This is a genomic window from Silanimonas algicola, from assembly GCF_054777375.1.
This window is the reverse complement of sequence record NZ_BAAHAS010000002.1, coordinates 243,757-267,240: the sequence shown is the minus strand read 5'-3', so window position 1 is coordinate 267,240 and position 23,484 is coordinate 243,757. Positions and strand designations below refer to the sequence as shown.

The following is a 23,484-nucleotide window of genomic DNA, read 5'->3' as shown; positions in this document are numbered from 1 at the left end:
GGGGTTGCCTCAGGCGCGTCCGTCGCCCATGCGACGGAGGATGGATTCGGCCACGGCCAGGTCGGCGGGCGTGGTGATTTTCAGGTTGTCCTCGCTGCCTTCGACCAGCAGCGGCTTCAGGCCAAGGCGCTCGATGGCCATGGCCTCGTCCGTGGCGACGACGCCCGCCCGCTCGGCGGATTCCAGCGCCCGCACGAGGCTGTCGCGACGGAAAGCCTGCGGCGTGAGCGCCCGCCACATCGAACCGCGCGGCACCGTGGCCTCGACGCGGCCGTCGTCGCCGGCGCGCTTCAATGTGTCGCGCACCGGCGCCGCGAGCAGCGCGCCGACCGGGTCGGTCTTCAAGGCGGCGAACAGACGGGAGAGATCAAGGGCCTTCACGCAAGGGCGGGCGGCATCGTGCACCAGCACCCAGTCGTCGGCGGGCACCGAGGCCGGCAGGGCGCGGAGCCCGGCCAGCACGGAATCGGCGCGCTCGCCGCCGCCGAGGCAGGTCAGCACCGGTTTGCCGTCCAACTCGCGCCAACCGCGCCAATGCGGGTCGTTCGCCGACAGCGCGACCATGGCGCCGCTGATTGACGGATGCGCCAGCAGCGCGCGCAAGGTGTGTTCGATCAGCGGGCGACCGAGCAGATCGAGGTACTGCTTGGGGATCTCGCCGCCGAAGCGCGCCCCCCGCCCGGCGGCGGGCACCACCACCCAGCTCATTCGCCCTGCCCGTCGGTGGCCGGCACCGCTTTCCCGGTTTCGACCACGCGATAGAAAGTCTCGCCGGGCTTGATCATGCCGAGTTCCGCGCGGGCGCGGTCCTCGACCGCCGCCTCACCGGACTTCAGCTCGGCGACGTCGGCCGCGAGCGCCTGGTTGCGCTGCTCGAGGCGGGCGTTCTCCGCCTGCTGCGCGGCCACCCGGGCCTGCAATTCCGCCAGCTGCCCGCGTCCGCCGTCGCCGCGCTCGAGCTGCCAGAGCAGCGCGAAGGCGACGAGCGCGAGGACCGCGTGCGGCAGCCAGCGTCGGATCACGCGGCGGTCAGCGCTTCAGGCGGGTGAACGCGGCGCGGCCGGCGTAGCGCGCCGCCGAACCCAGCGCCTCCTCGATGCGGAGCAACTGGTTGTACTTGGCCACGCGGTCGGAGCGGCACAGCGAACCGGTCTTGATCTGGGTCGCCGTGGTGGCCACCGCGATGTCGGCGATGGTCGTGTCTTCCGTCTCGCCCGAGCGGTGCGAGATCACCTGCGCGTAGTGCGCGGCCTCGGCCATCGCGATGGCCTCGAGGGTCTCGGTCAGGGTGCCGATCTGGTTCACCTTGATCAGGATGGCGTTGGCCACGCCCTGGTCGATGCCCTGCTTGAGGATCTTCGGGTTGGTGACGAACAGGTCGTCGCCGACCAGCTGCACGCTGCCGCCCACGGCCTTGGTGAGCTGCGCCCAACCGTCCCAATCGTGCTCGGACATGCCGTCCTCGATCGTGATGATCGGGTACTGGCGCGACCAGCCGGCGAGGAACTCGACGAACTGCTCGGTCGAGAGGCGCTTGCCCTCGCCCACGAGGTTGTACTTGCCGTTCTCGAAGAACTCCGAGCTGGCCACGTCGAGGCCCAGCAGAACGTCTTCGCCGGCACGGTAGCCGGCCTTGCCGATGGCTTCGAGGATGACTTCGATGGCTTCCTCGTTCGACTTGAGGTCCGGCGCGAAGCCGCCCTCGTCGCCGACCGCCGTGGACAGGCCGCGGCCCTTCAGCACCGACTTCAGCGCGTGGAAGATCTCGGTGCCGGCGCGCAGCGCCTCGGCGAAGCGGTCGAAGCCCACCGGCAGCACCATGAACTCCTGCATGTCGACGTTGTTGTCGGCATGCGCACCGCCATTGATGATGTTCATCATCGGCACCGGCAGCACCGGCGTGCGGTCGCCGGCCAGGTGCTTCCACAGCGGCAGGCCACGCGAGGCCGCCACCGCGTGCGCCGCGGCCATCGACACGCCGAGCAGCGCGTTGGCACCCAGCGTGCCCTTGTTCTCGCTGCCGTCCAGCGCGATGAGCTTGCCGTCGAGGCCGGCCTGGTCGGCGGCATCGAAACCCTTCAGCGCATTCGCAATCGTCGTGTTGACGTTGCCGACGGCCTTGGTCACGCCCTTGCCGAGGTAGCGGCTCTTGTCGCCGTCGCGCAGCTCCACCGCCTCCTTGGTGCCGGTGGAGGCGCCCGAGGGCACGGCCGCGCGGCCGGTGTGGCCGCTGGCCAGCGTGACGTCGGCTTCGAGCGTGGGATTGCCGCGGGAATCGAGGATCTCGCGGGCGTGGACGCGGGTGATGGCGGTCGTCATGGGTGGCGTGTGTCGGGAGGAAAGGGAACGTGGGGATCAGAGCAGCGAGGCGTCGCGGGCGAGCGCGCGCTTGGCGACCTGGTCGATCTCGACCAGCGTCTCCAGCAGGGCCTTCATCTTGCCCAGCGGCCAGGCGTTCGGGCCATCCGAGAGGGCCTTTTCCGGGTCCGGGTGCGTTTCGGCGAACAGGCCCGCCACGCCCACGGCCACGGCCGCACGCGACAGCACCGGCACGAACTCGCGCTGGCCACCGGAGCGGCCGTCGAGGCCGCCCGGCTGCTGCACCGAATGCGTGGCGTCGAACACCACCGGGCAGCCGGTGTCGCGCATCACCGCGAGGCTGCGCATGTCGGAGACAAGGTTGTTGTAGCCGAAGCTGGCGCCGCGCTCGCAGGCCATGATCTGGGTGTTGCCGGTGGCCAGCGCCTTGGCGGTGACGTGCTTCATCTCCCAGGGCGAGAGGAACTGGCCCTTCTTGATGTTCACCGGCTTGCCGGCGCGCGCGACCTTCTGGATGAAGTCGGTCTGGCGGCACAGGAAGGCCGGGGTCTGGAGCACGTCGACCACGCTGGCGACCTCGTCCATCGGTGTGTACTCGTGCACGTCGGTGAGCACCGGCACGCCGACCTGGCGCTTCACCTCGGCGAGCACCTTCAGGCCTTCGTCCATGCCCGGACCGCGGAAGCTGGTCGACGAGGTGCGGTTGGCCTTGTCGAAGCTCGACTTGAAGATGAAGGGCATGCCGAGCGCCGAGGTGATCTCCTTCAGCCGGCCGGCGACCTCGATCTGCAGTTCCATCGACTCGATGACGCAGGGGCCGGCGATCAGGAACAGGGGCTGGTCGAGGCCGACCTTGAATCCACAGAGGTCCATCAGGAGGCTTCCTTCAGCAGCTTGCCACCGGCCTTGTGCTCGCGGGCGGCGCGGATGAAGCCGACGAACAGCGGATGGCCGTCGCGCGGCGTGGAGGTGAACTCGGGGTGGGCCTGGCAAGCCAGGAACCACGGATGCTCGGACTGCGGCAGCTCGACCATCTCGACCAGCAGGTCGTCCATCGACTTGGCGGCAATAACGAGACCGGCGTCCTCGAGCTGGGTGCGGTAGCGGTTGTTGAACTCGTAGCGATGGCGATGGCGCTCGCCGACCACGTCCTTGCCGTACAGGCGGTGCGCGAGCGTGCCGGGCTTCAGGCGCTGCTCCTGCAGGCCGAGGCGCATGGTGCCGCCGAGGTCGGAGTTCTCGTCGCGCTTCTCGACCTCGCCGGTGGCGGTGCGCCACTCGGTGATGAGGCCGATCACCGGATGCTCGGCCTTGCGGTCGTTCTCCGTGGTGTTGGCGCCGGCGAGCCCGGCCTTGTGGCGGGCGACGTCGACGACCGCCGCCTGCATGCCGTAGCAGATGCCGAAGTACGGGATGCGGTTCTCGCGGGCGTGCTTGGCGGTGGCCACCTTGCCCTCGAAGCCCCGGTCGCCGAAGCCGCCGGGCACGAGGATGGCGTCGACGCCGTCGAGCACCCCGGTGCCCTCGGCCTCGACCTGCTCGGATTCGAGCCACTTCAGCGTCACCTTGGTGCGCTGGCGCAGGCCGCCGTGCTTGAGCGCCTCGGCCAGCGACTTGTAGGCGTCCTGGTGGTCGACGTACTTGCCGACGATCGCCACGGTGACGGCGTCGACCGGGTGCTCCATCGCGTCGACGACGGCGTTCCACTCGGTGAGATCGGCGGCCTTGGCCCTGGCGTCGAGACGCAGGCGGTCGATGACGATCTGGTCGAGGCCCTGCTGGTGCAGCCAGCCGGGGATCTTGTAGATGTTGTCGAGATCGACCGCCGAGATGACGGCGTTCTCCGGCACGTTGGTGAACAGCGCGATCTTGCGGCGCTCGCCGTCCGGCAGCGCCTGCTCGGAGCGGCACAGCAGCACGTCGGGCTGGATGCCGATCGAGCGCAGCTCCTTGACCGAATGCTGGGTGGGCTTGGTCTTCAGCTCGCCGGCCGCCGCGATGTACGGCACCAGGGTGAGGTGCATGAAGATCGCCTTGTCCGGACCGCGCTCGGTGCGGATCTGGCGGATCGCTTCGAGGAAGGGCAGCGACTCGATGTCGCCGACCGTGCCGCCGATCTCCACCAGGCCGACGTCGAAGCCCTCGGTGGCGGCATCGATGCAGCGCTTGATCTCGTCGGTGATGTGCGGGATGACCTGCACGGTCGCACCGAGGTAGTCGCCGCGGCGCTCCTTGCGGATGACTTCCTCGTAGATGCGGCCGGTGGTGATCGAGTTCTTCCGCGAAAGGTGGGTGCGGATGAAGCGCTCGTAGTGGCCGAGGTCGAGGTCGGTCTCGGCGCCGTCGTCGGTGACGTAGACCTCGCCGTGCTGGAACGGGCTCATGGTGCCGGGGTCGACGTTGATGTAGGGGTCCAGCTTCATCATCGTCACGCGCAGGCCGCGCGATTCGAGGATGGCCGCGAGCGAGGCCGCCGCGATGCCCTTGCCAAGCGAGGACACCACGCCGCCGGTCACGAAGATCAGGGGAGTCATGGGAGTAAGCCGCGTGAAAGCGGCATTTTACCGGCTAGGCGCCCCGAGCGCGAACCCGCCCGCTCAGCCGGGGTTCCGCTAGGCTATGCGGCCCGCCTCGCCGCCGCCCGCGGCCTGGCAGACTCCGTGGAACCCCGCACCGAATGAGCACCCGCTACAACGCCGCCGACATCGAAGTCCTCTCCGGCCTCGACCCGGTCAAGCGCCGCCCCGGCATGTACACCGACACCTCGCGCCCGAACCACCTGGCGCAGGAGGTCATCGACAACGCGGTCGACGAGGCCCTTGCCGGCCACGCGAAGACGGTGGAAGTGACGCTCTGGGCAGACGGCAGCTGCGAGGTGAACGACGACGGCCGCGGCATGCCGGTGGACATCCACCCGGAGGAGAAGATCCCCGGCGTCGAGCTGATCCTCACGCGCCTGCACGCCGGCGGCAAGTTCAGCGGCAAGAACTACGCCTTCTCCGGCGGCCTGCATGGCGTCGGCGTCTCGGTGGTGAACGCGCTGTCCACCAAGGTCATCGTGCAGATCCGCCGCGAAGGCAGCGAGTACCGGATGGAGTTCCGCGACGGCGACCGCTTCTCGCCGCTGGAGACCATCGGCACCGTGGCCAAGCGCAACACCGGTACGCGGGTGCGCTTCTGGGCCGACCCGAAGTACTTCGACACGCCGAAGTACAACCTGCGCCACCTGCGCCACCTGCTGCGCGCCAAGGCCGTGCTCTGCCCCGGCCTGAAGGTGACCCTGTACGACGAGGCCACCGCCGAGCGCAACGAGTGGTACTACGAGGACGGCCTGCGCGATTACCTCAAGGGCGAGCTGGCCGCCCGCGGCGGCGACGCGGACTGGCTGCCGGCCGACCTCTTCATCGGCAAGCTGGCCAAGGACGGCGAGATCGCCGAGTGGGCGCTGTGCTGGACGCCCGAAGGCGAGTGCCCGCAGGAAAGCTACGTCAACCTGATCCCCACCGCGCAGCACGGCACGCACGTGAACGGCCTGCGCTCCGGCATCACCGACGCGCTGCGCGAGTTCTGCGACTTCCGCAACCTGCTGCCGCGCGGCGTGAAGCTGGCGCCGGAGGACGTCTGGGACCGCGCCAGCTTCATCCTGTCCCTGAAGATGGGCGACCCGCAGTTCAGCGGCCAGACCAAGGAGCGCCTGAGCTCGCGGCAGGCCGCCGCCTTCGTCGAGGGCGCGGCGCACGATGCGTTCTCGCTGTGGTTGAACCAGCACGTCGAGCAGGGCGAGGCCATCGCGCAGATGGCGATCGCCCGCGCCCAGGCCCGCCTCAAGACCGAGAAGCAGGTCGTCCGCAAGAAGATCACCCAGGGCCCCGCCCTGCCCGGCAAGCTGGCGGACTGCATCCTGCAGGACCTCGGCCGCACGGAACTCTTCCTCGTGGAGGGTGATTCGGCCGGCGGCAGCGCCAAGCAGGCGCGCGACAAGGATTTCCAGGCCATCCTGCCGCTGCGCGGCAAGATCCTGAACACGTGGGAGGTCGAGAGCGGCTCGGTGCTGGGCTCGCAGGAAGTGCACGACCTCGCCGTGGCCATCGGCTGCGATCCGGGCGTCGACAACCTCGAGGGCCTGCGCTACGGCAAGGTCGTGATCCTCGCCGACGCCGACTCGGACGGCCTGCACATCGCCACCCTGCTCTCCGCGCTGTTCCTCAAGCACTTCCCCGCCCTCGTGCGCGCCGGCCACGTCTTCGTGGCGATGCCCCCGCTGTTCCGCGTCGACGTGGGCAAGCAGGTGTTCTACGCGCTGGACGAGGAGGAGAAGCGCCTGCTGCTGGAGAAGATCGAGCGCGAGAAGATCCGCGGCCAGGTCACGGTGACGCGCTTCAAGGGCCTGGGCGAAATGAACCCGTCGCAGCTGCGCGAATCCACCATCCACCCGGACACGCGCCGACTGGTGCAGCTCACGGTGGAGGATGGCGCCACGACCAGCGCGCTGATGGACATGCTGCTCAGCAAGAAGCGCGCGGGCGACCGCAAGAGCTGGCTGGAGACCAAGGGCGACCTTGCGTCGCTCGACGTGTAACCCCCTGAAACGACGACGCGCGCCGGGAGGCGCGCGCTCAAGCGCCCTGCCCGGTGGCAGGGCCACGGTATGGCGCGGGCGGGTCAGGCCGAGGCTTCGGCCTTGGCGATCGCCAGCATCAGCACGGCGATGAAGCCAGCAACGAGGAAGCGGGCGAGGGACATTCCGGGGGTCATGGCGGGCTCCGTGCACCGGGGGCGCGGCGATGCCCCCCGGATTAACGATAGATTTACACGGCGAAGATGACGGTGTGCTGACGATTCCGTCGCGATTTAGCGCGCATTTACTGGCCGGCCGGTGGCCACCACGGATCAACCCAAGGCGGCCTCGATCAAGCGTTGGATTTGCCGCTGGAGCGGGGCCGCCTCCCCGGGCTCGAAGCCGCCACCAGGTTCGACCATGTAGGCGCGCTGGGCGGTTTCGAGCTGGACGGCCTCGATGCCGTCCTCCGGGCGGCCATAGTGCCGGGTGATGTAGCCCCCCTTGAATCGCCCGTTGAGCACCCACGAAAAGCGCGACTGCTCCGCCAAGGCATCCTGCAGCGCCGCTTCCGTGGCCGGTCGGCAGCTCGCGCCGTCGGCCGTCCCGAGATTGAGTTCGGCCAATTCGCCCTCGAACAGGAAGGGCACGATCGAAGCGATCGAGTGGCCTTCCCAGAGCAGCACGCGGCCATGCCGTCCGCGCAAGCGGGCCAGCTCGGCAGCGAGGGCCTCGTGGTAGGGGCGCCAATAGGTCTCGACGCGCATGGCGATCTCATCGGGCTCCGGCCCTTGGCCGTCGAGGTAGACCGGAGCGCCGCTGAAGCGCACGGCGGGGCACAGACCCGTGGTGTTCTGGCCGGGGTAGAGAGGGACGTCGTCCGGGGGGCGGTTCAGGTCAACGACGTAGCGCGAGTGCGTCGGGACGATCAGGGACGCCCCCAGCGCTTCGGCGATCGGGGCATAGAGCTTCGACATCCACCAGTCGGTATCCGGCGCCCGACGGGCTTCGGGCGTCATCCTCGCAGCGAGCTCCGCTGGGATGTGGGCGCCATCGTGCGGCACGCTGATCAGCAGCGGCGCATGGCCACGTCGGAGGGAGAAAAGATCCATGCGAGAGGTGCTGCTCAGCCGAAACGGGTGATGGCGTAAGGGGTCGGATCGATCACCGGGGGCCGCCCCGTGACGAGATCGGCGACCAGTCGCCCCGTCACCGCGGACATGCCCATGCCCATCATCCCGTGCCCCACCGCCAGCCACAGACCGGACTGGCCGGGGACGGCGCCGAGGACCGGCAGGTCGTCCCACGTCATCGGCCGCCAACCGAACCACTCCTCGCGCTTCGTCGGCCCGGTCGGCTCGCGCAGGGCGGCGGCGGCGCCGCGCTCCAGGGCATCGAGGCGCGCACGGGTGAGGCGCTCGTCATGGCCGGCGAACTCCATGGTGCTGCCCAGCCGGTAGCCGTCATCCCACGCGGTGACGCAGACGGAATGGTCCTTCAGGACCAGCGGCCGGCGGGGAGCCAGCGCGGGGCGCGCATAGGTGATCGAATAGCCCTTGCCCGGGACGATCGGCAGGCGCAACCCGAGCGGCCGCGCCATGCGTGCGGCCCACGGGCCGCTGGCCAGCAGCAACGCGCGAGCATGCCAGCGGCGGCCGTCGCGAGCGGTGGCCTTCCAAGCGTCGCCGTCACGGAGGAGTTCGACGATGTCGGCCCCCTCTTCGATGACGGCACCGTCCCGCCCGGCGATCCGGGCGAGTTCCGCCGTGTAGCGCTCCGGGCGCAGGTGCCCGTCATCGGGGAAGAACAGCGCACCGGCCACGCCCTCGCGCAGCGCCGGCTCCTCGCGTTCGGCACGTGCCCCGTCCCATTCGTCCACCGCGATGCCGTGGTCGCGCAACAGGGCGTGGCTGCGGCAACCGGCCTCGAAGCCGCCGGCATCGCGCCAGACGTAGAGCAGGCCATCGCTGCGGTGGCCGCAATCGATGCCCCGCGAGCGCACGAGTTCGTCGAGAAGGGTCTTCGACGCATTCAAGAGCGCGGCCTTCGGTGCAATCGCGGCGCGGAACGTGCGCTCGTCGCAGCGCGCTGCGAAGCGCAACAGCCACGCCCACAACGCGGGATCGAACCGCGGACGCACGAGGAACGGGGCGTCGGGTTTCAGCATCCACCCCAACGCCTTCGCCACCATGCCCGGCGCCGCCAGCGGCAAGGCGTGGCTGGGGGTGAGCGTGCCGCAGTTCCCGTGACTGGTGGCCGCCCCGATCCGGTCGCGCTCCAGCAGGCCGACGGCGCGCCCGGCGGAGGCAAGGGCCTGCGCGCAGGCGAGGCCGATCACGCCGCCGCCCACGACGAGGACGTCGTAGCGCACGTCAGGCACGGGCGATCCTCCGCATCGGCGGCACCTGCAGGTACGTGCCCGCGCGCCACAGCCATTCGATCGGGCCGAGACGGAATCGTGACAACCACCAGTGGCTGAAAACGACCTGCAGGCCGAACACCGCCACCACGATCGCGACCTGGCCGCTGCGGCCGATCTCGCCCCATTGGCCCAAGCCATAACCGTAGAAGATGAACGTGCCGACGATGGACTGCAGCAGGTAGTTCGTCAGCGCCATGCGGCCGGCCGGCGCGAGGAGGGCAAGCGGGGCGCGCAGCGGCCCGCTGGCCAGCAACACCACGATCGCGAGGTAGCCGAGGGCCAGGGGCAGGTTCCCGAGGGACATCAAGGCCGCGGCGACCGTCGACGCGGCAACGTCCTCGACGAGATCGAACTGCGCCCCGAGCGACAGGCTGCCCGCCACGCCCATCAGGCCGAAGAGCACGCCACCCAGCGCCAACTTCAGGAAGAAGCCCCGGTTCGCCGACGGGTCGGCGAGGTACCCCGTCCCCACCAGCCAACGGCCGAGCAGGAACACGCCAAGCATCATCGGGATCTGGAAGGGCAGCGCACCGGTGGCGACCACCTGGTAATCGGAAAGGCGCTGGCGGGTGATCTCGAGGAAACCGCCCTCGCGATAGACGGTGGCGGCGCGGTCGGCCTCGGCGACGAGGCCGAGCATCTCCGCGCGGACCATGGCCGAAGTCGACTCGGGCATGGCCATGAGGACCATGCCGAACAGCAGCCAGAGAACCGCCACGCCGAGGTACAACCCGCCGCCGACCACCCACGCCGCGGTGCCGCGCAGCCATGCCAAGGCCAGCAGCAGCAGCGCGGTCATCGCATAGGCCAGCAGGATGTCGCCAACCCAGACGAAGGCGATGTGCAGCGCGCCGAACAGCGCCAGCAGCAAGGTACGCCGCAAATGGAGCCCGAAGAACGGGCGACCGGAGGTCGACGCGCGGTCGCGCATCAGCGCGAACCCCATGCCGAACAGCAGCGCGAACAGCACCCAGAACTTGCCCTGCACGGCCACGTAGATGGCGAGTCCGAAGGCGTAGTCCCAGCCTTCGGAGGGCGCCACGCCGCCCGAGTAGGTCTGCAGCGTCCGTGTGAAGAACTCGATGTTCATCAGGAAGATCCCGAACAGCGCGAAGCCGCGCAGGATGTCCAGGACGGGAAGGCGATCGCGGTCGGCGATCGGCGCCGCGGCGGCGGGAAGAGTCATCGGGGCTCTGGAAGAGAAACGCCCCCGAAGCCTAGGGGCTGCGGGGGCGTCGTGGCTACCGGAAGCGGCAAGGGTCAGTGCTCGACACCGCCCTCGCCGTGGACGTGGCCATGGTCCTTCTCTTCGGCCGTCGCATCGCGCACGTCGACCACTTCGACGTTGAAGCTCAGGCTCTTGCCGGCCATCGGGTGGTTGAGGTCGACGTCGACCACGGACAGGCCGACCTTCTCGACGGTGACCGGACGTGGGCCCATCTGCGTCGGGACGACGATCTGCATGCCCACGGCCAGCTTCTGGTTCTTGAAGTGCTTGCGCGGGATGCGCTGCACGAGGCCCGGACGTCGCTCCCCGTAGGCCTGGTCCGGCGCCACGGTGACGTCGAAGGTCTCGCCGGCCTCGCGGCCGACCAGTGCGGCCTCGAGACCGGGGATGATGGCGTTGTGGCCGATCAGCACGGCCAGCGGCTCGCGGTCGCGCGAGCTCTCGATGGCCTCGCCACCCGCCTCGGACACGGTGTAATGCAGGCGGACGACGTGGTCTTTCTCGATCTTCATGGGAATTCCAAACTCGGGATGGGGCGCTGGAAGGCAGCGCGCGGGATGGGGCAGACTCCGCGGCCATGAACGGCCGCAACGCCACGCCCACCCATTATCCCGCCCGCCGCGGCGCCACGCCAAGCGCCGTGGCGCTGGCGCTGGCGCTCGGACTGCTCTCCGGCTGCACCAGCCTCGGCGACCGCAAGGCGATCGCTGGGGCGAGCGCTTCGGAACCGAGCGCCCTGCGCAGCGCCCGAACCAGCAGCGCGGTACCGCTCGACCTCCGCGCGGACGACGTGCTGATGCAGGCGATGGGCCTGATCGGCACGCCCTACCGCTACGGCGGTACCACGCCGCAGCGCGGTTTCGACTGTTCGGGCTTCACGTCGTACGTGTTCCGCGAATCGCTGGGGCTGGAGCTGCCGCGCACCGCCAACGACCAGTTCGTCGGGGCCGGCACGCCGGTCGACAAGTCCGCGCTCTCGGCCGGCGACCTGGTGTTCTTCCGCCAGGGCCGCGGCCGTATCGACCATGTCGGCATCTACGTCGGCGAGGGCCGCTTCATCCACTCGCCCAGCCGGGGCGGCCGGGTGCGCATCGACGCGCTTTCCGCACCGCACTGGACCCGCAGCTACAAGGGCGCGAAGCGCATCCTCGACGCGGCGCCCTGAACCCGGCCCCGGGCTATTCCGGCCGACGCCAGAGCCAGATCGCGACCACGGCCATGCAGGCCGTGCCGGTCGCGGCCATCCACCACGCCGGAGCCGTCGCGAACATCAGGACGGCACACAGCGACATCGTCAGCACCGCCATGCGCTTGGCCTTCCGGCTGACCGCGCCGCGGGCCTGCCAATCGCGCACCATCGGGCCGAACAGGCGATGGTCGAGCAACCACTGGTGCAGGCGGCGCGAGCTTTTCGCCGCGGCCCATGCGGCGACCAGGATGAAGGGGGTGGTGGGCAAGCCGGGCAGGACGACGCCGATGACACCCAAGCCCAGCGCCGTATAGGCCAGGGCGATCCAGAGCCCACGGCGCAGGTCGTTCCACATCGGCGCAGGATACTTGACCGAGGTCATGCGACGGACGCCCGCCACCCCGCAAGGTGCAAGAACCGCCCCCGGGAGCTCCGCCCATGCCCCACGCAGCGTCCGTCCCCACCCCCTCCCACCTGGTGGTGGCCAGTGATTTCAGCCCGTGCGCGGACAACGCCCTGCTGCGCGCCGATGCGCTTGCTGCCGCCCTTGGAGCCCGGCTCAGCCTGATGCACGTGGTCGAACCGCTGCCCGTCGTCTCGGCCTGGGGCGACCCTGGCAGCGTGGCGTGGATCGGACTGGAAGCCCTGCAGGAGGCCGGCCTCGCGCGGCTCCGCCAGCAGCGGACCCGGCTGGCCACGCTGACGCATCCGGACATCACCGTGCACTGCCTCGTGGGCCAGCCCCGACGCGACCTCGGTGCCCTCGCCGCCGAGCTCGGCGGCGACCTGCTGGTGCTCGGCGCCCATGCGCCGACCGGCCTTGGCCAGCGGCTGCTCGGCACCACGGCCCAAGCGGCCGTGCACGCCTGCCCGCTGCCCCTGCTCGTCTGTCGCCGTCCCGCCACCGCGCCTTGGCGACGCGTCCTCGGCGCGTCCGATTTCAGCCACGGCGCCGAACGCGCCCTGCCTTGGGCGCCGCTGCTGGCCCCGGCCGCGGAGAAACACCTGCTGCACGTGCATCCGTCGCTGCCCGAGGCCACGCTGGCCCTCGTCCAGCCCGATCCCGCCGCGCTCGAGCGCTTCACCGTCGAAGCGGAGAAAGCGGCGCTGGCCCGCTTCGAGGCGCTGTCGGCGCGCTACCCGGACTGGGTGGCGCACTTCCGCCGCGGGGACGCGGCGGAGACGGTCGAACGGGAGGCCGCTGAGCGAAGCACGGACCTCGTGGTGATCGGCACCCGCGGCCGCGGCCCGTGGCTGGGCGGCCTGCTGGGCAGCGTGGGCCAGCGCCTGCTGGCCAGGCTCGATGCCGACGTGCTGCTGGCGCCGGATCCGGCTTGAGGCGATGGCTCGCGGCTGAACCGTCGGAACGCCGGGCTGGCGCGGCGGCCGCGCTTGCCGTAGGGTGCGCGGCTTCCGGTGCCGGGTGATCCAAGGTCCCCACGCCGGCCGCGCGCCTCGGCTTGAAGCCGTCGCCCCGGCCCTTCCGCCCGCCCAAGGGCACCGTCAGCGGTTCGTCCGCACCTTCTCGCAGCGCGGTTCCAGGGAACGCTCCGGGTTTTTCGCTAGGAGTGTTCCATCGTGACTTTTGAATCCCTCGGGCTCACGCCCGCGCTCTGCCGTGCGCTCGACGGCCTCGGCTTCACCACGCCCACGCCGATCCAGGCCGAGGCCATTCCGGCGGCCCTCGAAGGCCGCGATCTGCTCGCCGGCGCGCAGACCGGCACCGGCAAGACCGCCGCCTTCGGCCTGCCCCTGCTGCAGAAACTCAGCACGGGGGAGCGCAGCCGCAACCCGCGCGCGCTGATCCTTGCCCCCACCCGCGAACTCGCCCAGCAGGTGCACGACAACCTGCGCGACTACGCCAAGCACCTGTCGCTGAAGATGGCCGTCGTCTACGGCGGCGTCTCGCTGGTGAACCAGGCCAACACCCTGCGCCGCGGCGTCGACATCATCGTGGCCTGCCCGGGCCGCCTGATCGACCACCTGCAGCAGCGCAACGTCGACCTGCGCGAGGTCCAGGTGCTCGTCCTCGACGAGGCCGACCGCATGCTCGACATCGGCTTCCTGCCGGCGATCCGCCGCATCATCGCGATGGTGCCGAAGCAGCGCCAGACGATGCTGTTCTCGGCCACCTTCGACAAGGCCATCCGCGAGATCGCCAAGGAAGCGCTGCGCGAACCGCAGGAGATCCAGGTCACGCCGCCGAACGTCGTCGCCGCCACGGTCACCCACCGCGTGCACCCGGTGCGCGACACGCAAAAGCGCGAAGTGCTGCTGAAGCTGCTCTCGACGCATTACCAGGACCAGACGCTGGTCTTCGCCAAGACCAAGCACGGCTCCGACCGCCTCGCCAAGCAGATCACCGCCGCCGGCATCCCGGCCGAGGCCATCCACGGCAACAAGTCGCAGAACGCCCGCCTGCGCGCGCTCGGCGATTTCAAGAAGGGCACGGTGCGCGTGCTGGTGGCGACCGACATCGCCGCCCGCGGCCTCGACATCCCGGCCCTGCCGCGCGTCATCAACTTCGAACTGCCGATGGTCCCCGAAGACTACGTGCACCGCATCGGCCGCACCGGCCGCGCCGGCTGCACGGGCGAGGCGATCTCGCTGGTGTCGAAGGACGAGGCCAAGCTGCTCCGCCAGGTGCAGCGCATCCTCAAGGACCCGCTGGAGGTGCGTGGCCTCGACGGCTTCCCGCCGGACTGGAGCTTCCGCGACGGCAACGACATCAACGACGACAGCACGGCCGGCCAGCAGCGCGCGCGCCGCCCGCAGGGCCCGCGCCCGCCGCGTCGCGATGGCGAACGTCCGGCCGGTGGCAACGCCGGCGCCCCGCGCCGCGACGGCCACGCCCACGGCGCGCGCCGTGACGGCGGCCGTCCGCAGGGCCACGCCGGCGGCCCGCGCCGCGACGGTGGTGGCGGTGGCCAACGCCAGGGCGGCCAGCGCCGCGACGGCACGCGCCCGGCCTGATCGGCCCCGCCATCGCTGAACGAGGAACGGGCCTTCGGGCCCGTTTCCTTTTTGGCCCGGGCTGCCGCAGTCTGGGCGCTCCTTGGGGAGGGAGAACCACCATGCTGCGAGCGATCTTCGCGTTCCTCGCCGGCGCCGTCGCGATGAGCCTGACGGTGGCCGGCGTGCAGATGATCGGCCACCACCTGTGGCCACTGCCGCCAGGCATCGATCCGGACAGCCACGAGCAGATGGCGACCATCGTCGAAGCGATGCCCGTCGCGGCGAAGGCGTGGGTGGTGCTGGCCTATGCCATCGCCACGGCGGTGTCGGTGCTGGTCGCGACCGCCATCGCCCGGGCCCGATGGAAGGGCCTCGGCATCGCCCTCGGCCTGCTGATGGTGGTGCTGTGCGCCATCAACATCAGCCTGTTGCCACACCCGCTGTGGATGGCCATCGCGACGCTGGCGATCCCGCTGCCCATCGCGATGGGCGTGGCGCGCTGGCGCCGCCCGGCAATCGCTTGAACCCCATGCGGCGCATCGTCATCAAACGGCCCGGCGGCTACGACGCGCTGCGCCTCGTCGAATCGCCCGACCCGCTGCCGAAGCGCGGTGAAGTGCGTCTTCGCGTCGAAGCCTGCGGCGTCAACTACGCGGACGGCATCATCCGCATGGGCCTCTACGAGAGCGCCAAGCGCCTGCACGGCTACCCGATCACGCCGGGCTTCGAGGTGGCCGGCGTGGTCGATGCGGTCGGTGACGGCGTCGAGGGCTGGCGGATGGGCGACCGCGCCATCGGCGTGACGCTGTTCGGTGGCTACACCAGCGCGATCTGCCTGCCCGAGGACCGCGTGTTCGCGACCCCGGCGTCGCTGTCCAGCGCGCAGGCCGCGGCCCTGCCCACGGTGTTCCTGACCGCCTGGTTCATGGCGCACCAGCAGGTGCATCCGCGGGCGGGTGACCGGTGGCTGGTGCACTCGGCCGCCGGTGGCGTGGGCGGCGCCCTGCTGCAGCTGGCTCGCCTGGCGGGCGTCGAGGCCACCGGCGTCGTCGGCGCCGCGCACAAGGTCGACGCGGCGAAGGCGCTCGGCGCGACCCACGTCATCGACAAATCGACATTCGACTGGGTCGCGGCGGCGAGGGCGATCGCTCCCGAGGGCTTCCACGCGGTGTTCGACGCCAACGGGGTGTCGACCCTGCAGGCCAGCTTCGACGCCCTCGCCCCGATGGGAAAGCTGGTGGTCTACGGTTTCGCCTCGATGCTGCCCAAGGACGGCCGGGTGAACTGGCTGAAACTGGCCTGGGACTGGTGGCGGACGCCGCGCTTCAACCCGTTGGCGATGACCACGAGCAACCGCAGCGTCATGGCCGCGAACCTCAGCTTCCTGTCGGCGGAGGCCCCGCGCCTGCGCGAGGGCATGCTGTGGCTGCTCGAGCGCTTTGCCGACGGCCGCCTTCTGCCGCCGCCGGTGGAAGCCTTCCCGCTCGTTGACGCGGCGCAGGCACACCGGCGCATCGAGTCCGGGCAGAGTGTCGGGAAACTCGTGCTCACCCCCTGAGCCGCCCTGCCGCACCGCACCAGAGACGCCATGGCCGACAACCCGATCTTCAGCCTCTTCCTGCCGATCGCCTTGGGCATCGTGATGATCGGCCTCGGCCTGCACCTCACGCTCGCCGACTTCAAGCGCGTGGCGACGGCGCCGAAAGCCGTGGTGGTGGCACTGGCGGTGCAGACGGTGCTGCTGCCGCCGGTGGCGTTCGGGTTGGCCATCGGCTTTGGGCTGCCGCCGGAGCTGGGCCTCGGCCTCGTGCTGCTCGCCGCCTCGCCCGGCGGCGTGACGGCCAACCTGTTCTCGCATCTGGCCCGCGGGGACGTGGCGCTGAACATCACGCTCACGGCGATCAACAGCGTTCTGGCCCTGGTGACCCTGCCCCTCTGGGTCACGCTCGGCCTCGCCTGGTTGATGGCCAGCGAGCAGGCCGTGCCGCCACCGACCCAGAAGATCATCGAGGTCGGCGTGCTGGTGATCCTGCCCGTGGTGATCGGCATGGGCTTGCGCGCGTGGCGTCCGGTGATCGCCGAAAAACTCGACAAACCCATCCGCCTCGCCTCGACGCTCATCCTCGTCGTGCTGATCGGTGCCGCGGTGGTCTTCGAATGGGAGACGCTGTCGACCTACGCCGCGGTCGTCGGCCTTGCCGCCCTGCTGTTCAACCTCGCCAGCCTGCTGTCCGGCTACGCCGCCGGCCGCGCCGCGCGATTGGGCGTGCCGCAGGCCACCGCCATCGCCTTCGAGATCGGCATCCACAACGGCACGCTGGCGATCTTCGTCGCCCTGCACGTGCTGTCGATGCCGGGCGCCGCGGTGGTGCCGGCGCTCTATTCGCTGCTGATGTACGTGACCGGCGGCCTGTTCGCGTGGTGGGTACTGAAGCGGGCGCTGCCCAACGCGGGAGCGCCCGCGTAAGGCCGGCCCGTCAGATCGGCTTGATGAACACCAGCACCAGGATCACGAGCAGCAACACCACCGGGATCTCGTTGAACCAGCGCAGCCACGTCGCCGACTTCGGCGCCGCGCCTTTTTCGATGGCCTTTACCATCCGGCCGGCGACGATGAAGTGGGCGAGGACGCCGAGCACCAGCAGGAACTTCAGATGCATCCAGCCGCGGCCGGCGGTGATGTGCGGCCACAGCGAGTCATCGATGACGCGGCCGAACCACAGCAGGAAGCCGAACAGGAACACGAAGCCCAGCATCACGTGGCCGAAGCGGTAGAGGCGCTTGCCCATCAGCACGAGGCGGGCGACGACCGCAGGCTCCGAGGCCGCTTCCGCGATGTTCACGAGGATACGCGGCAGGTAGAACACCGTGGCCATCCAAGCGATCACGAAGAGCGTGTGGAGCAGCTTCGTCCACAGGTAGGTGTTGCCGGCGTAGAGCTCCATCGGACGGGATTCCAAGAGTGGGAAGGCGGCGAAGGATGCCATGCCGCGCCGGCGCTCGCGTCGCCATGACGTCGTCGTGACGCCGGCGTCGATGCGGCCCTGCACCATGCCGCATCGCCCGTCGGGCGCTACCCTGCGCGCCATGGACACCGACACCACGCAACTCGCCTGCCCGCACTGCCTGTCGATCAACCGCGTGCCCGACGCACGCCTGGGCGACGACCCGAAGTGCGGGCGCTGCGGCCACGGCCTGTTCACCGGCATGCCCCTGTCCCTGACGGCAAAGAACGCCGAAGCGCTGCTGCTCAAATCCGAACAGCCGGTGATCATCGACGCGTGGGCGGCGTGGTGTGGCCCCTGCCGCAGCTTCGCGCCGGTCTTCGCCGCCGCTTGCCAGCGGCTCGAACCGCAGTTCCGCTTCCTGAAGCTCGACACCGAGGCCGAGCCGCAGCTGGCTTCGCAGTTCCGTATCCAGAGCCTGCCCACGCTGATCGCCTGGCAGGGCAGCCGCGACGGCGGCCACGAGGTGGCCCGCACCAGCGGTGCTCTGCCGCTGCCCGCCTTCATGCAGTGGCTGGCGACCAGCTACGGGCTCGCCTGAGATCCCATGTCGAGCCCCCGAACGCCCGGGCGTCGCGACCGTCGCGCCACGGCCATCGCCCTGCTGGCCGTGACGCTGAAAGGCGCCGCCTTGGCGGCGCTGGCCTGGTGGTGGTGGCGCTGACCCGGATCGGCCACTCGACGTCGCAACCGCCGAGCGTAGGCCGGCGATGCGACACAACGTCGCACCCCGCTTGCGCTCCGCGCCCGGTCGCGGCGGGCTACCCTTTGCCCCATGTCCACCGATGCCCGCCACGACAGCCTCGATGCCACGCTGTATGCCCTGCGCTGGTGCGCCGTGGCCGGCCAGTTCATCGCGTTCGCCGTCGCCCAGGAGGCACTGCGACTCGAACTGCCGTGGCCCGCACTGCTGCTCGGGGCGTGCGCGCTCGGCGCGTCGAACGCCCTGATCGGCCTGTGGCGCCAACGCCAGCCGGCCAGCGAAGCGCGCCTGATGGTCGGACTCGGCATCGACCTCGTCGCCCTCACGTGGGTGCTGTTTTTCTCCGGCGGGGTCATGAACCCCTTCATCCAGCTGTATCTGGTGCCGGTCGCGCTGACCGCCACGGCGCTGGCGCCCTCGCGGGTGCTCGCCATCGGGGCCGCGGCCGCGATGGGCTACGCCCTGCTCGCGCGGTTCGCGCCGCCGCTGGCGCATCAGCACGGCGCCGTGCTGTTCGATTTGCACCTCACCGGCATGGCGGCGAACTTCATCCTCGGCCTGGTGTTGTTCTGCGTCTTCGGCCTGGCGCTGGCCCGTCGACTGAAGGCCCGGGACGACGCCCTGCGCGACGCCCGCGAACGGCGGCTGCGTGACGAGGGCCTGCACGCCCTGGCACTGCAATCCGCGTCAGCGGCCCACGACATCAACACGCCGCTGAACACGGCCGCCCTGCTCGTCGACGAGTGGCGTGCCGATCCTGACCACGGCCCCTCGCGCGAGGACCTCGCACTGATGGCCCAGCAGCTCGCCTTCGCCCGCGATGCCGTGCGCCGACTCGCCGCGACGACGCGCGAGACGCCCGCCCCACAACCCTTGGCGGCGATGCTCGACACCCTGAAGGACCGCCTGCTGCTGTTGCGCCCCCAGGCCACCCTCACGGTGCACGTCGACCCGGCGGTCGCCGGGCGCACCGTGCAACCCTCGCTCGCCCTGTGGGGCAGCCTGGGCCACCTGCTCGAGAACGCCGCGGATGCCGGCATCGCCGCCGGGGACGCCCGGCTTGCCCTCCGCGCGGAGCCGGGGCCCGACGGTGGCCTGCGGATCGTCGTGCAGGACCGCGGCGCCGGCTTCGACAGCCGCGCCGCCCGCCGCGCCGCCGAACCGGACTCGCCTGGCTTGGGGATCGGCCTCGCCATCGCCAACGCGACCATCGAGCATCTCGGGGGTGCCCTGCACGTGCATCCCGCGAAGGGCGGGGGCAGCCTGAGCCGGCTCGACCTGCCGTGGCGGGCGTTCGAACCCTCGGTGGGCGTGTCCCGATGACGACGCTCCCGGTGCTGCTCATCGATGACGACGCGGCCTTCGCCGCCGTGCTGGCGCGCGCGCTGGAACGACGCGGCCAGCCCTGCCGTCACGCCGCCGAGGCTGCGCAGGCGCTGCGGCTGGCCCATGAACCCCTCTCCGGCATCGTGCTCGACCTGAAGCTCGGCGCTGACAACGGGCTCGCGTTGATCGAGCCCTTGCGCGTGTGGCAACCCGACACGCCGATCCTGCTGCTGACCGGCTATGCCTCGATCGCGACCGCCGTCGAGGCCATCAAGCGCGGCGCCACCGACTACCGGCCCAAACCGGTCAGCGCCGACGACGTGCTTCGGGCCCTGTTCGGCGCTGACGACATCGACGACGGGGACGAGGACCTCCTTCCCGGCCCGTCCGACGGCCCCCTGCACCCGAAACGCTTGGAATGGGAGCACCTGCAGCGCGTGCTGGCCGAACACGACGGCAATGTCTCGGCGGCCGCCCGCGCCCTCGGCCTGCACCGCCGCAGCCTGCAGCGCAAACTGGCCAAGAAACCGCTGCCAGAGCGCGGGCCTGGCGAGTAGCCCCGGCCGGCGGGCGTTGTCGCAGGGCCCGCGACGGCCGACCCGGTAAACTCGCGGCCCCGATCCACCGGCTGCCCGCGTTCCGATGACCGACCCCGCCCGCCCCGCCTTCCACGGTTTCGAGCAGATCCCGCTGCACGAGTACGCCGAGCGCGCCTACCTCGACTATTCGATGTACGTGGTGCTCGACCGCGCCTTGCCCTTCCTCGGCGACGGGCTGAAGCCGGTGCAGCGCCGCATCATCTATGCGATGAGCGAGCTGGGCCTCAACGCCGGGGCCAAGCCGAAGAAGTCGGCGCGCACCGTCGGCGACGTCATCGGCAAGTTCCATCCGCACGGCGATTCGGCCTGCTACGAGGCGCTGGTGCTGATGGCCCAGCCGTTTTCGTACCGCTACCCGCTGATCGAAGGCCAGGGCAACTTCGGCTCGCCGGACGACCCGAAGAGCTTCGCGGCGATGCGCTACACCGAGTCGAAGCTGACGCCGATCGCCGAAGTGCTGCTCGGCGAGCTCGGCCAGGGCACCGTGGAGTGGTCGCCGAACTTCGACGGCACGCTCGACGAGCCCACGTGGCTGCCGGCGCGCCTGCCGCACCTGCTGCTCAATGGCACGACCGGCATCGCCGTCGGCATGGCCACCGACGTGCCGCCGCACAACTTGAACGAAGTCGTGAGCGCCTGCGTTCGCCTGCTCGACGACCCCGACGCCACCACGCGCGACCTGTGCGAGCACATCCGCGGCCCGGACTACCCGACCGGCGCGGAGATCATCACGCCGGCCGCCGACCTGCTGTCGATGTACGAGACGGGGAACGGCAGCGTCCGCGCCCGCGCCACGTACATCAAGGAAGGCCAGAACATCGTCGTGACGGCCCTGCCCTACCAGGTGTCGCCGTCGAAGATCATGGAGCAGATCGCCGCCCAGCTGCGCGCGAAGAAGCTGCCGTGGCTGGAGGACCTGCGCGACGAGTCGGACCACCAGAACCCGGTGCGCCTCGTGCTGGTCCCGCGCAGCAACCGCGTCGACATCGACGCGCTGATGGGCCACCTGATGGCGACGACGGACCTCGAGAAGAGCTTCCGCGTCAACCTCAACATCATCGGCCTCGACGGCCGTCCGCAGGTACGCGGCCTCAAGTCGATCCTCGGCGAATGGCTGCAGTTCCGCACCGACACGCTGAAGCGCCGACTGAAGCACCGCCTCGACAAGGTCGAGCGCCGCCTGCACCTGCTCGAAGGCCTGCTCGTCGCCTTCCTGAACCTCGACGAGGTCATCCGCATCATCCGCACCGAGGACGAGCCGAAGGCGGTGCTGATCGCGCGCTTCGGCCTGTCCGAGGATCAGGCCGAGTACATCCTCGAGACCAAGCTGAAGCAGCTGGCGCGCCTCGAGGAGATGAAGATCCGCGGCGAGCAGGACGAGCTCGCCAAGGAGCGCGAGAAGCTCGTCGCCACGCTGGAGAGCAACGCCAAGCTGAAGAAGCTGCTGAAGGACGAGCTGCTGGCCGATGCGAAGAAGTTCGGCGACGCCCGCCGCAGCCCGCTGGTGGCGCGCCAGGCCGCGCAGGCCATCGACGAGACCGAGCTGGTGCCGAGCGAGCCGGTCACCATCGTGCTGTCGCAGAAGGGCTGGATCCGCGCCGCCAAGGGCCACGACGTCGACCCGGCGTCCTTGAGCTACCGCGAGGGCGACGCGCTGCAGAGCTTCGCGCGCGGCCGCAGCAACCTGCAGGCCGCCTTCCTCGACTCCACCGGCCGCGCGTACTCGACGGGCGCCCATACCCTGCCCTCGGCGCGCGGCAACGGCGAGCCGATCACGGGCCGCTTCACCCTGCCGGCCGGCGCGCAGATGGTGGCCACGCTGGCCGCCGAGAACGACCAGCGCTTCCTGCTGGCGTCCTCGTTCGGCTACGGCTTCACCACCCGCTTCGAGAACCTCGTCGGCCGCAACAAGTCGGGCAAGGCGCTGTTCAACCCGGACAGCGGCGCCAGCCTGCTGCCGCCGGTGCCGGTGAACGACCCGGCCACCGACTGGGTCGTCGCGGTCACCACCGCCGGCCATCTGCTCGCCTTCCCGCTGAAGGAACTGCCGGAGCTCGACAAGGGCAAGGGCAACAAGCTGATCCAGATCCCGCCGGCGAAGCTGAAGAGCGGCGAGGAGGTGGTGACCGCGCTCGCCGTGGTGCGCCACGGCGGCGAGGCCACGCTGTTCTGCGGCGCGCGCAAGCTCACGCTCGGCTGGCGTGACCTGCAAGCCTATGAGGGCGCACGCGCGAGCCGCGGGCAGATGCTGCCGCGCGGGTTCCAGAAAGTGGACCGGATCGAGGCCGCCTGAGGCACCGGTCGCGCGCCCGGGGCGCGCGGCCTCACATCCGGCAGGCCGGGCGCCGTCCGTCCGTGCGCGCCTGCGCCGCCACCGGCTGCAGTTCCGGCACCCGCGCCTGCAGGGCGGCGATGCGGTTCTGCGGGTCGGGATGCGTCGAGAGGATCTGCGGCACGCGATCGCCACGGCTTGCGTCGATCATCCCCTGCCACAGGCGGACCGCACCCGCCGGGTCGAAGCCGGCTTCGGCCATGATCCGCTGGCCGAGCACGTCGGCCTCGGTTTCGTGCACGCGCGAGAAGGGCAGCATCACGCCGAGCTGGGCGCCGAGGCCGAGCGCGCCCATCAGCAGACGCGTGTTCTCGGGCGAGGTCCGCGATCCGCTGTAGGACTGCGCCGCTTCGAGCGCGACGCCCGCCGCCATCTGCTGCGAGACGCGTTCCGCCGCGTGCCGCGCCACGACGTGCGCCAGTTCGTGCGCCATCACGGCCGCCAGCTCGTCCTGTGTCCTGGCGACGGTCCACATCCCGGTGTTCACGCCAACCTTGCCGCCCGGCAGGGCGAAGGCATTCGGATTGGCGTCCTCGAAGACCTGGACCTCCCAGGCCACGCGCTGGCCGGCCGGTGGCAGGGCCGGCATCAGGGCATCGACCACGCAACGCGCCGTGGCGAGTTTTCGCGCGTCACGCGAGAGCCGGTCGCTCTGCTTCATCCGCTCGAAGGAGGTGGCGCCCAACTGGTCCATCTGCACATCGCTGACCGCGATGAACTGGCTCCGCCCCGTGGGCGAGGTGGCGCAACCGGCAAGCAGCAGGGCCGCCGCGATCACGACGATTCCGGCGCTACGACGGGAGGCCAGGGACGCGGACGGAAATCGGTGGAAACACGGCATCGCAGCA

The 23,484-nt window shown here is 70.4% G+C and carries 23 protein-coding genes; 11 read left to right on the top strand and 12 right to left on the bottom strand.

The genetic code is table 11. The annotated features are described in order from the left end of the window. Positions 1 to 9: 9 nt before the first annotated feature. Genes ispD through ACYVAK_RS06390 form a run of 5 tightly spaced genes read right to left on the bottom strand, consistent with a single transcriptional unit; the run spans position 10 to position 4,853 of the window. Positions 10 to 708 carry a 2-C-methyl-D-erythritol 4-phosphate cytidylyltransferase gene (gene ispD / locus ACYVAK_RS06410; protein WP_461059118.1) on the bottom strand — a complete coding sequence of 233 codons (699 nt, stop codon included), beginning with the start codon at positions 706 to 708 and terminating at the stop codon, positions 10 to 12. Continuing rightward, entirely contained in the window at positions 705 to 1,022 is a 318-nt protein-coding gene (locus ACYVAK_RS06405) for an FtsB family cell division protein (RefSeq protein WP_461059116.1), read from the bottom strand. The genes ispD and ACYVAK_RS06405 overlap by 4 nt, the downstream gene beginning before the upstream one ends. A gap of 7 nt (positions 1,023 to 1,029) precedes the next feature. Next, the gene (eno, locus tag ACYVAK_RS06400) at positions 1,030 to 2,319 is read right to left on the bottom strand and encodes a phosphopyruvate hydratase (RefSeq protein ID WP_461059114.1); all 1,290 of its coding nucleotides are present in this window, start codon (positions 2,317 to 2,319) and stop codon (positions 1,030 to 1,032) included. Between the two features lie 36 nt (positions 2,320 to 2,355). Beyond that, positions 2,356 to 3,192, bottom strand: a complete 837-nt coding sequence (gene kdsA / locus ACYVAK_RS06395; RefSeq protein ID WP_461059112.1) for a 3-deoxy-8-phosphooctulonate synthase — start codon at positions 3,190 to 3,192, stop codon at positions 2,356 to 2,358. Continuing rightward, on the bottom strand, positions 3,192 to 4,853 hold the full coding sequence (locus tag ACYVAK_RS06390; protein WP_461059110.1) for a CTP synthase: 1,662 nt from the start codon (positions 4,851 to 4,853) through the stop codon (positions 3,192 to 3,194). The genes kdsA and ACYVAK_RS06390 overlap by 1 nt, the downstream gene beginning before the upstream one ends. Positions 4,854 to 4,996: 143 nt before the next feature. Between ACYVAK_RS06390 and parE the strand changes: the two genes are divergently transcribed. Further along, positions 4,997 to 6,898 carry a DNA topoisomerase IV subunit B gene (gene parE, locus ACYVAK_RS06385; RefSeq protein WP_461059108.1) on the top strand — a complete coding sequence of 634 codons (1,902 nt, stop codon included), beginning with the start codon at positions 4,997 to 4,999 and terminating at the stop codon, positions 6,896 to 6,898. A 311-nt stretch (positions 6,899 to 7,209) separates the two neighbouring features. Here parE and hutG read toward each other — a convergent pair whose 3' ends face one another. The 4 genes from hutG to ACYVAK_RS06365 form a co-directional block, all read right to left on the bottom strand. Continuing rightward, the gene (gene hutG, locus ACYVAK_RS06380; RefSeq protein ID WP_461059106.1) at positions 7,210 to 7,989 is read right to left on the bottom strand and encodes an N-formylglutamate deformylase; all 780 of its coding nucleotides are present in this window, start codon (positions 7,987 to 7,989) and stop codon (positions 7,210 to 7,212) included. A 14-nt stretch (positions 7,990 to 8,003) separates the two neighbouring features. Next, positions 8,004 to 9,257: an NAD(P)/FAD-dependent oxidoreductase gene (locus tag ACYVAK_RS06375; protein WP_461059104.1), complete on the bottom strand. Its 1,254-nt coding sequence runs from the start codon at positions 9,255 to 9,257 to the stop codon at positions 8,004 to 8,006. Further along, on the bottom strand, positions 9,250 to 10,485 hold the full coding sequence (locus ACYVAK_RS06370; RefSeq protein ID WP_461059102.1) for a DUF418 domain-containing protein: 1,236 nt from the start codon (positions 10,483 to 10,485) through the stop codon (positions 9,250 to 9,252). The genes ACYVAK_RS06375 and ACYVAK_RS06370 overlap by 8 nt, the downstream gene beginning before the upstream one ends. 74 nt (positions 10,486 to 10,559) lie before the next feature. Then, complete coding sequence (locus tag ACYVAK_RS06365; protein WP_461059100.1) at positions 10,560 to 11,039, bottom strand: FKBP-type peptidyl-prolyl cis-trans isomerase; 480 nt, start codon at positions 11,037 to 11,039, stop codon at positions 10,560 to 10,562. Between the two features lie 65 nt (positions 11,040 to 11,104). On the opposite strand from ACYVAK_RS06365, the gene ACYVAK_RS06360 reads away from it, so the two are divergent. After that, the gene (locus ACYVAK_RS06360; protein ID WP_461059098.1) at positions 11,105 to 11,692 is read left to right on the top strand and encodes a C40 family peptidase; all 588 of its coding nucleotides are present in this window, start codon (positions 11,105 to 11,107) and stop codon (positions 11,690 to 11,692) included. Positions 11,693 to 11,705: 13 nt separating this feature from the next. On the opposite strand, the gene ACYVAK_RS06355 is transcribed toward ACYVAK_RS06360, so the two are convergent. Further along, positions 11,706 to 12,098, bottom strand: a complete 393-nt coding sequence (locus tag ACYVAK_RS06355) for a YbaN family protein (RefSeq protein ID WP_461059096.1) — start codon at positions 12,096 to 12,098, stop codon at positions 11,706 to 11,708. 56 nt (positions 12,099 to 12,154) lie between these two features. Here ACYVAK_RS06355 and ACYVAK_RS06350 point away from each other — a divergent pair, with 56 nt between their 5' ends. The 5 genes from ACYVAK_RS06350 to ACYVAK_RS06330 all read left to right on the top strand — a co-directional run bounded on the left by ACYVAK_RS06350 (position 12,155) and on the right by ACYVAK_RS06330 (position 17,138). Further along, entirely contained in the window at positions 12,155 to 13,054 is a 900-nt protein-coding gene (locus tag ACYVAK_RS06350) for a universal stress protein (RefSeq protein WP_461059094.1), read from the top strand. Between the two features lie 240 nt (positions 13,055 to 13,294). Continuing rightward, on the top strand, positions 13,295 to 14,689 hold the full coding sequence (locus ACYVAK_RS06345; protein ID WP_461059092.1) for a DEAD/DEAH box helicase: 1,395 nt from the start codon (positions 13,295 to 13,297) through the stop codon (positions 14,687 to 14,689). Between the two features lie 101 nt (positions 14,690 to 14,790). Further along, a complete protein-coding gene (locus ACYVAK_RS06340) occupies positions 14,791 to 15,195 on the top strand; it encodes a hypothetical protein (protein WP_461059090.1) in 405 nt (134 codons plus the stop codon). A gap of 5 nt (positions 15,196 to 15,200) precedes the next feature. Further along, positions 15,201 to 16,229 (top strand): synaptic vesicle VAT-1 family membrane protein, encoded by a 1,029-nt coding sequence (locus ACYVAK_RS06335; RefSeq protein ID WP_461059088.1) that lies wholly within the window; start codon positions 15,201 to 15,203, stop codon positions 16,227 to 16,229. Positions 16,230 to 16,259: 30 nt separating this feature from the next. After that, positions 16,260 to 17,138, top strand: coding sequence for a bile acid:sodium symporter family protein (locus tag ACYVAK_RS06330; protein ID WP_461059086.1), 879 nt, complete (start codon positions 16,260 to 16,262; stop codon positions 17,136 to 17,138). 10 nt (positions 17,139 to 17,148) lie between these two features. Here the strand turns inward: ACYVAK_RS06330 and ACYVAK_RS06325 are convergent, their stop codons facing one another. Then, positions 17,149 to 17,616 (bottom strand): CopD family protein, encoded by a 468-nt coding sequence (locus ACYVAK_RS06325; RefSeq protein WP_461060496.1) that lies wholly within the window; start codon positions 17,614 to 17,616, stop codon positions 17,149 to 17,151. Positions 17,617 to 17,656: 40 nt separating this feature from the next. Here ACYVAK_RS06325 and trxC point away from each other — a divergent pair, with 40 nt between their 5' ends. From trxC to parC, 4 genes are all read left to right on the top strand, one after another. Beyond that, positions 17,657 to 18,217, top strand: coding sequence for a thioredoxin TrxC (gene trxC, locus ACYVAK_RS06320; protein ID WP_461059085.1), 561 nt, complete (start codon positions 17,657 to 17,659; stop codon positions 18,215 to 18,217). A gap of 234 nt (positions 18,218 to 18,451) precedes the next feature. Continuing rightward, positions 18,452 to 19,702 (top strand): ATP-binding protein, encoded by a 1,251-nt coding sequence (locus tag ACYVAK_RS06315; RefSeq protein WP_461059083.1) that lies wholly within the window; start codon positions 18,452 to 18,454, stop codon positions 19,700 to 19,702. Beyond that, entirely contained in the window at positions 19,699 to 20,262 is a 564-nt protein-coding gene (locus tag ACYVAK_RS06310; protein WP_461059081.1) for a response regulator transcription factor, read from the top strand. Before ACYVAK_RS06315 ends, ACYVAK_RS06310 begins: the two co-directional genes overlap by 4 nt. 85 nt (positions 20,263 to 20,347) lie before the next feature. Next, positions 20,348 to 22,597 carry a DNA topoisomerase IV subunit A gene (gene parC, locus ACYVAK_RS06305; RefSeq protein WP_461059079.1) on the top strand — a complete coding sequence of 750 codons (2,250 nt, stop codon included), beginning with the start codon at positions 20,348 to 20,350 and terminating at the stop codon, positions 22,595 to 22,597. Positions 22,598 to 22,628: 31 nt separating this feature from the next. Here parC and ACYVAK_RS06300 read toward each other — a convergent pair whose 3' ends face one another. Then, positions 22,629 to 23,477, bottom strand: a complete 849-nt coding sequence (locus tag ACYVAK_RS06300) for a M48 family metallopeptidase (protein ID WP_461059077.1) — start codon at positions 23,475 to 23,477, stop codon at positions 22,629 to 22,631. Between the last annotated feature and the right edge of the window lie 7 nt (positions 23,478 to 23,484).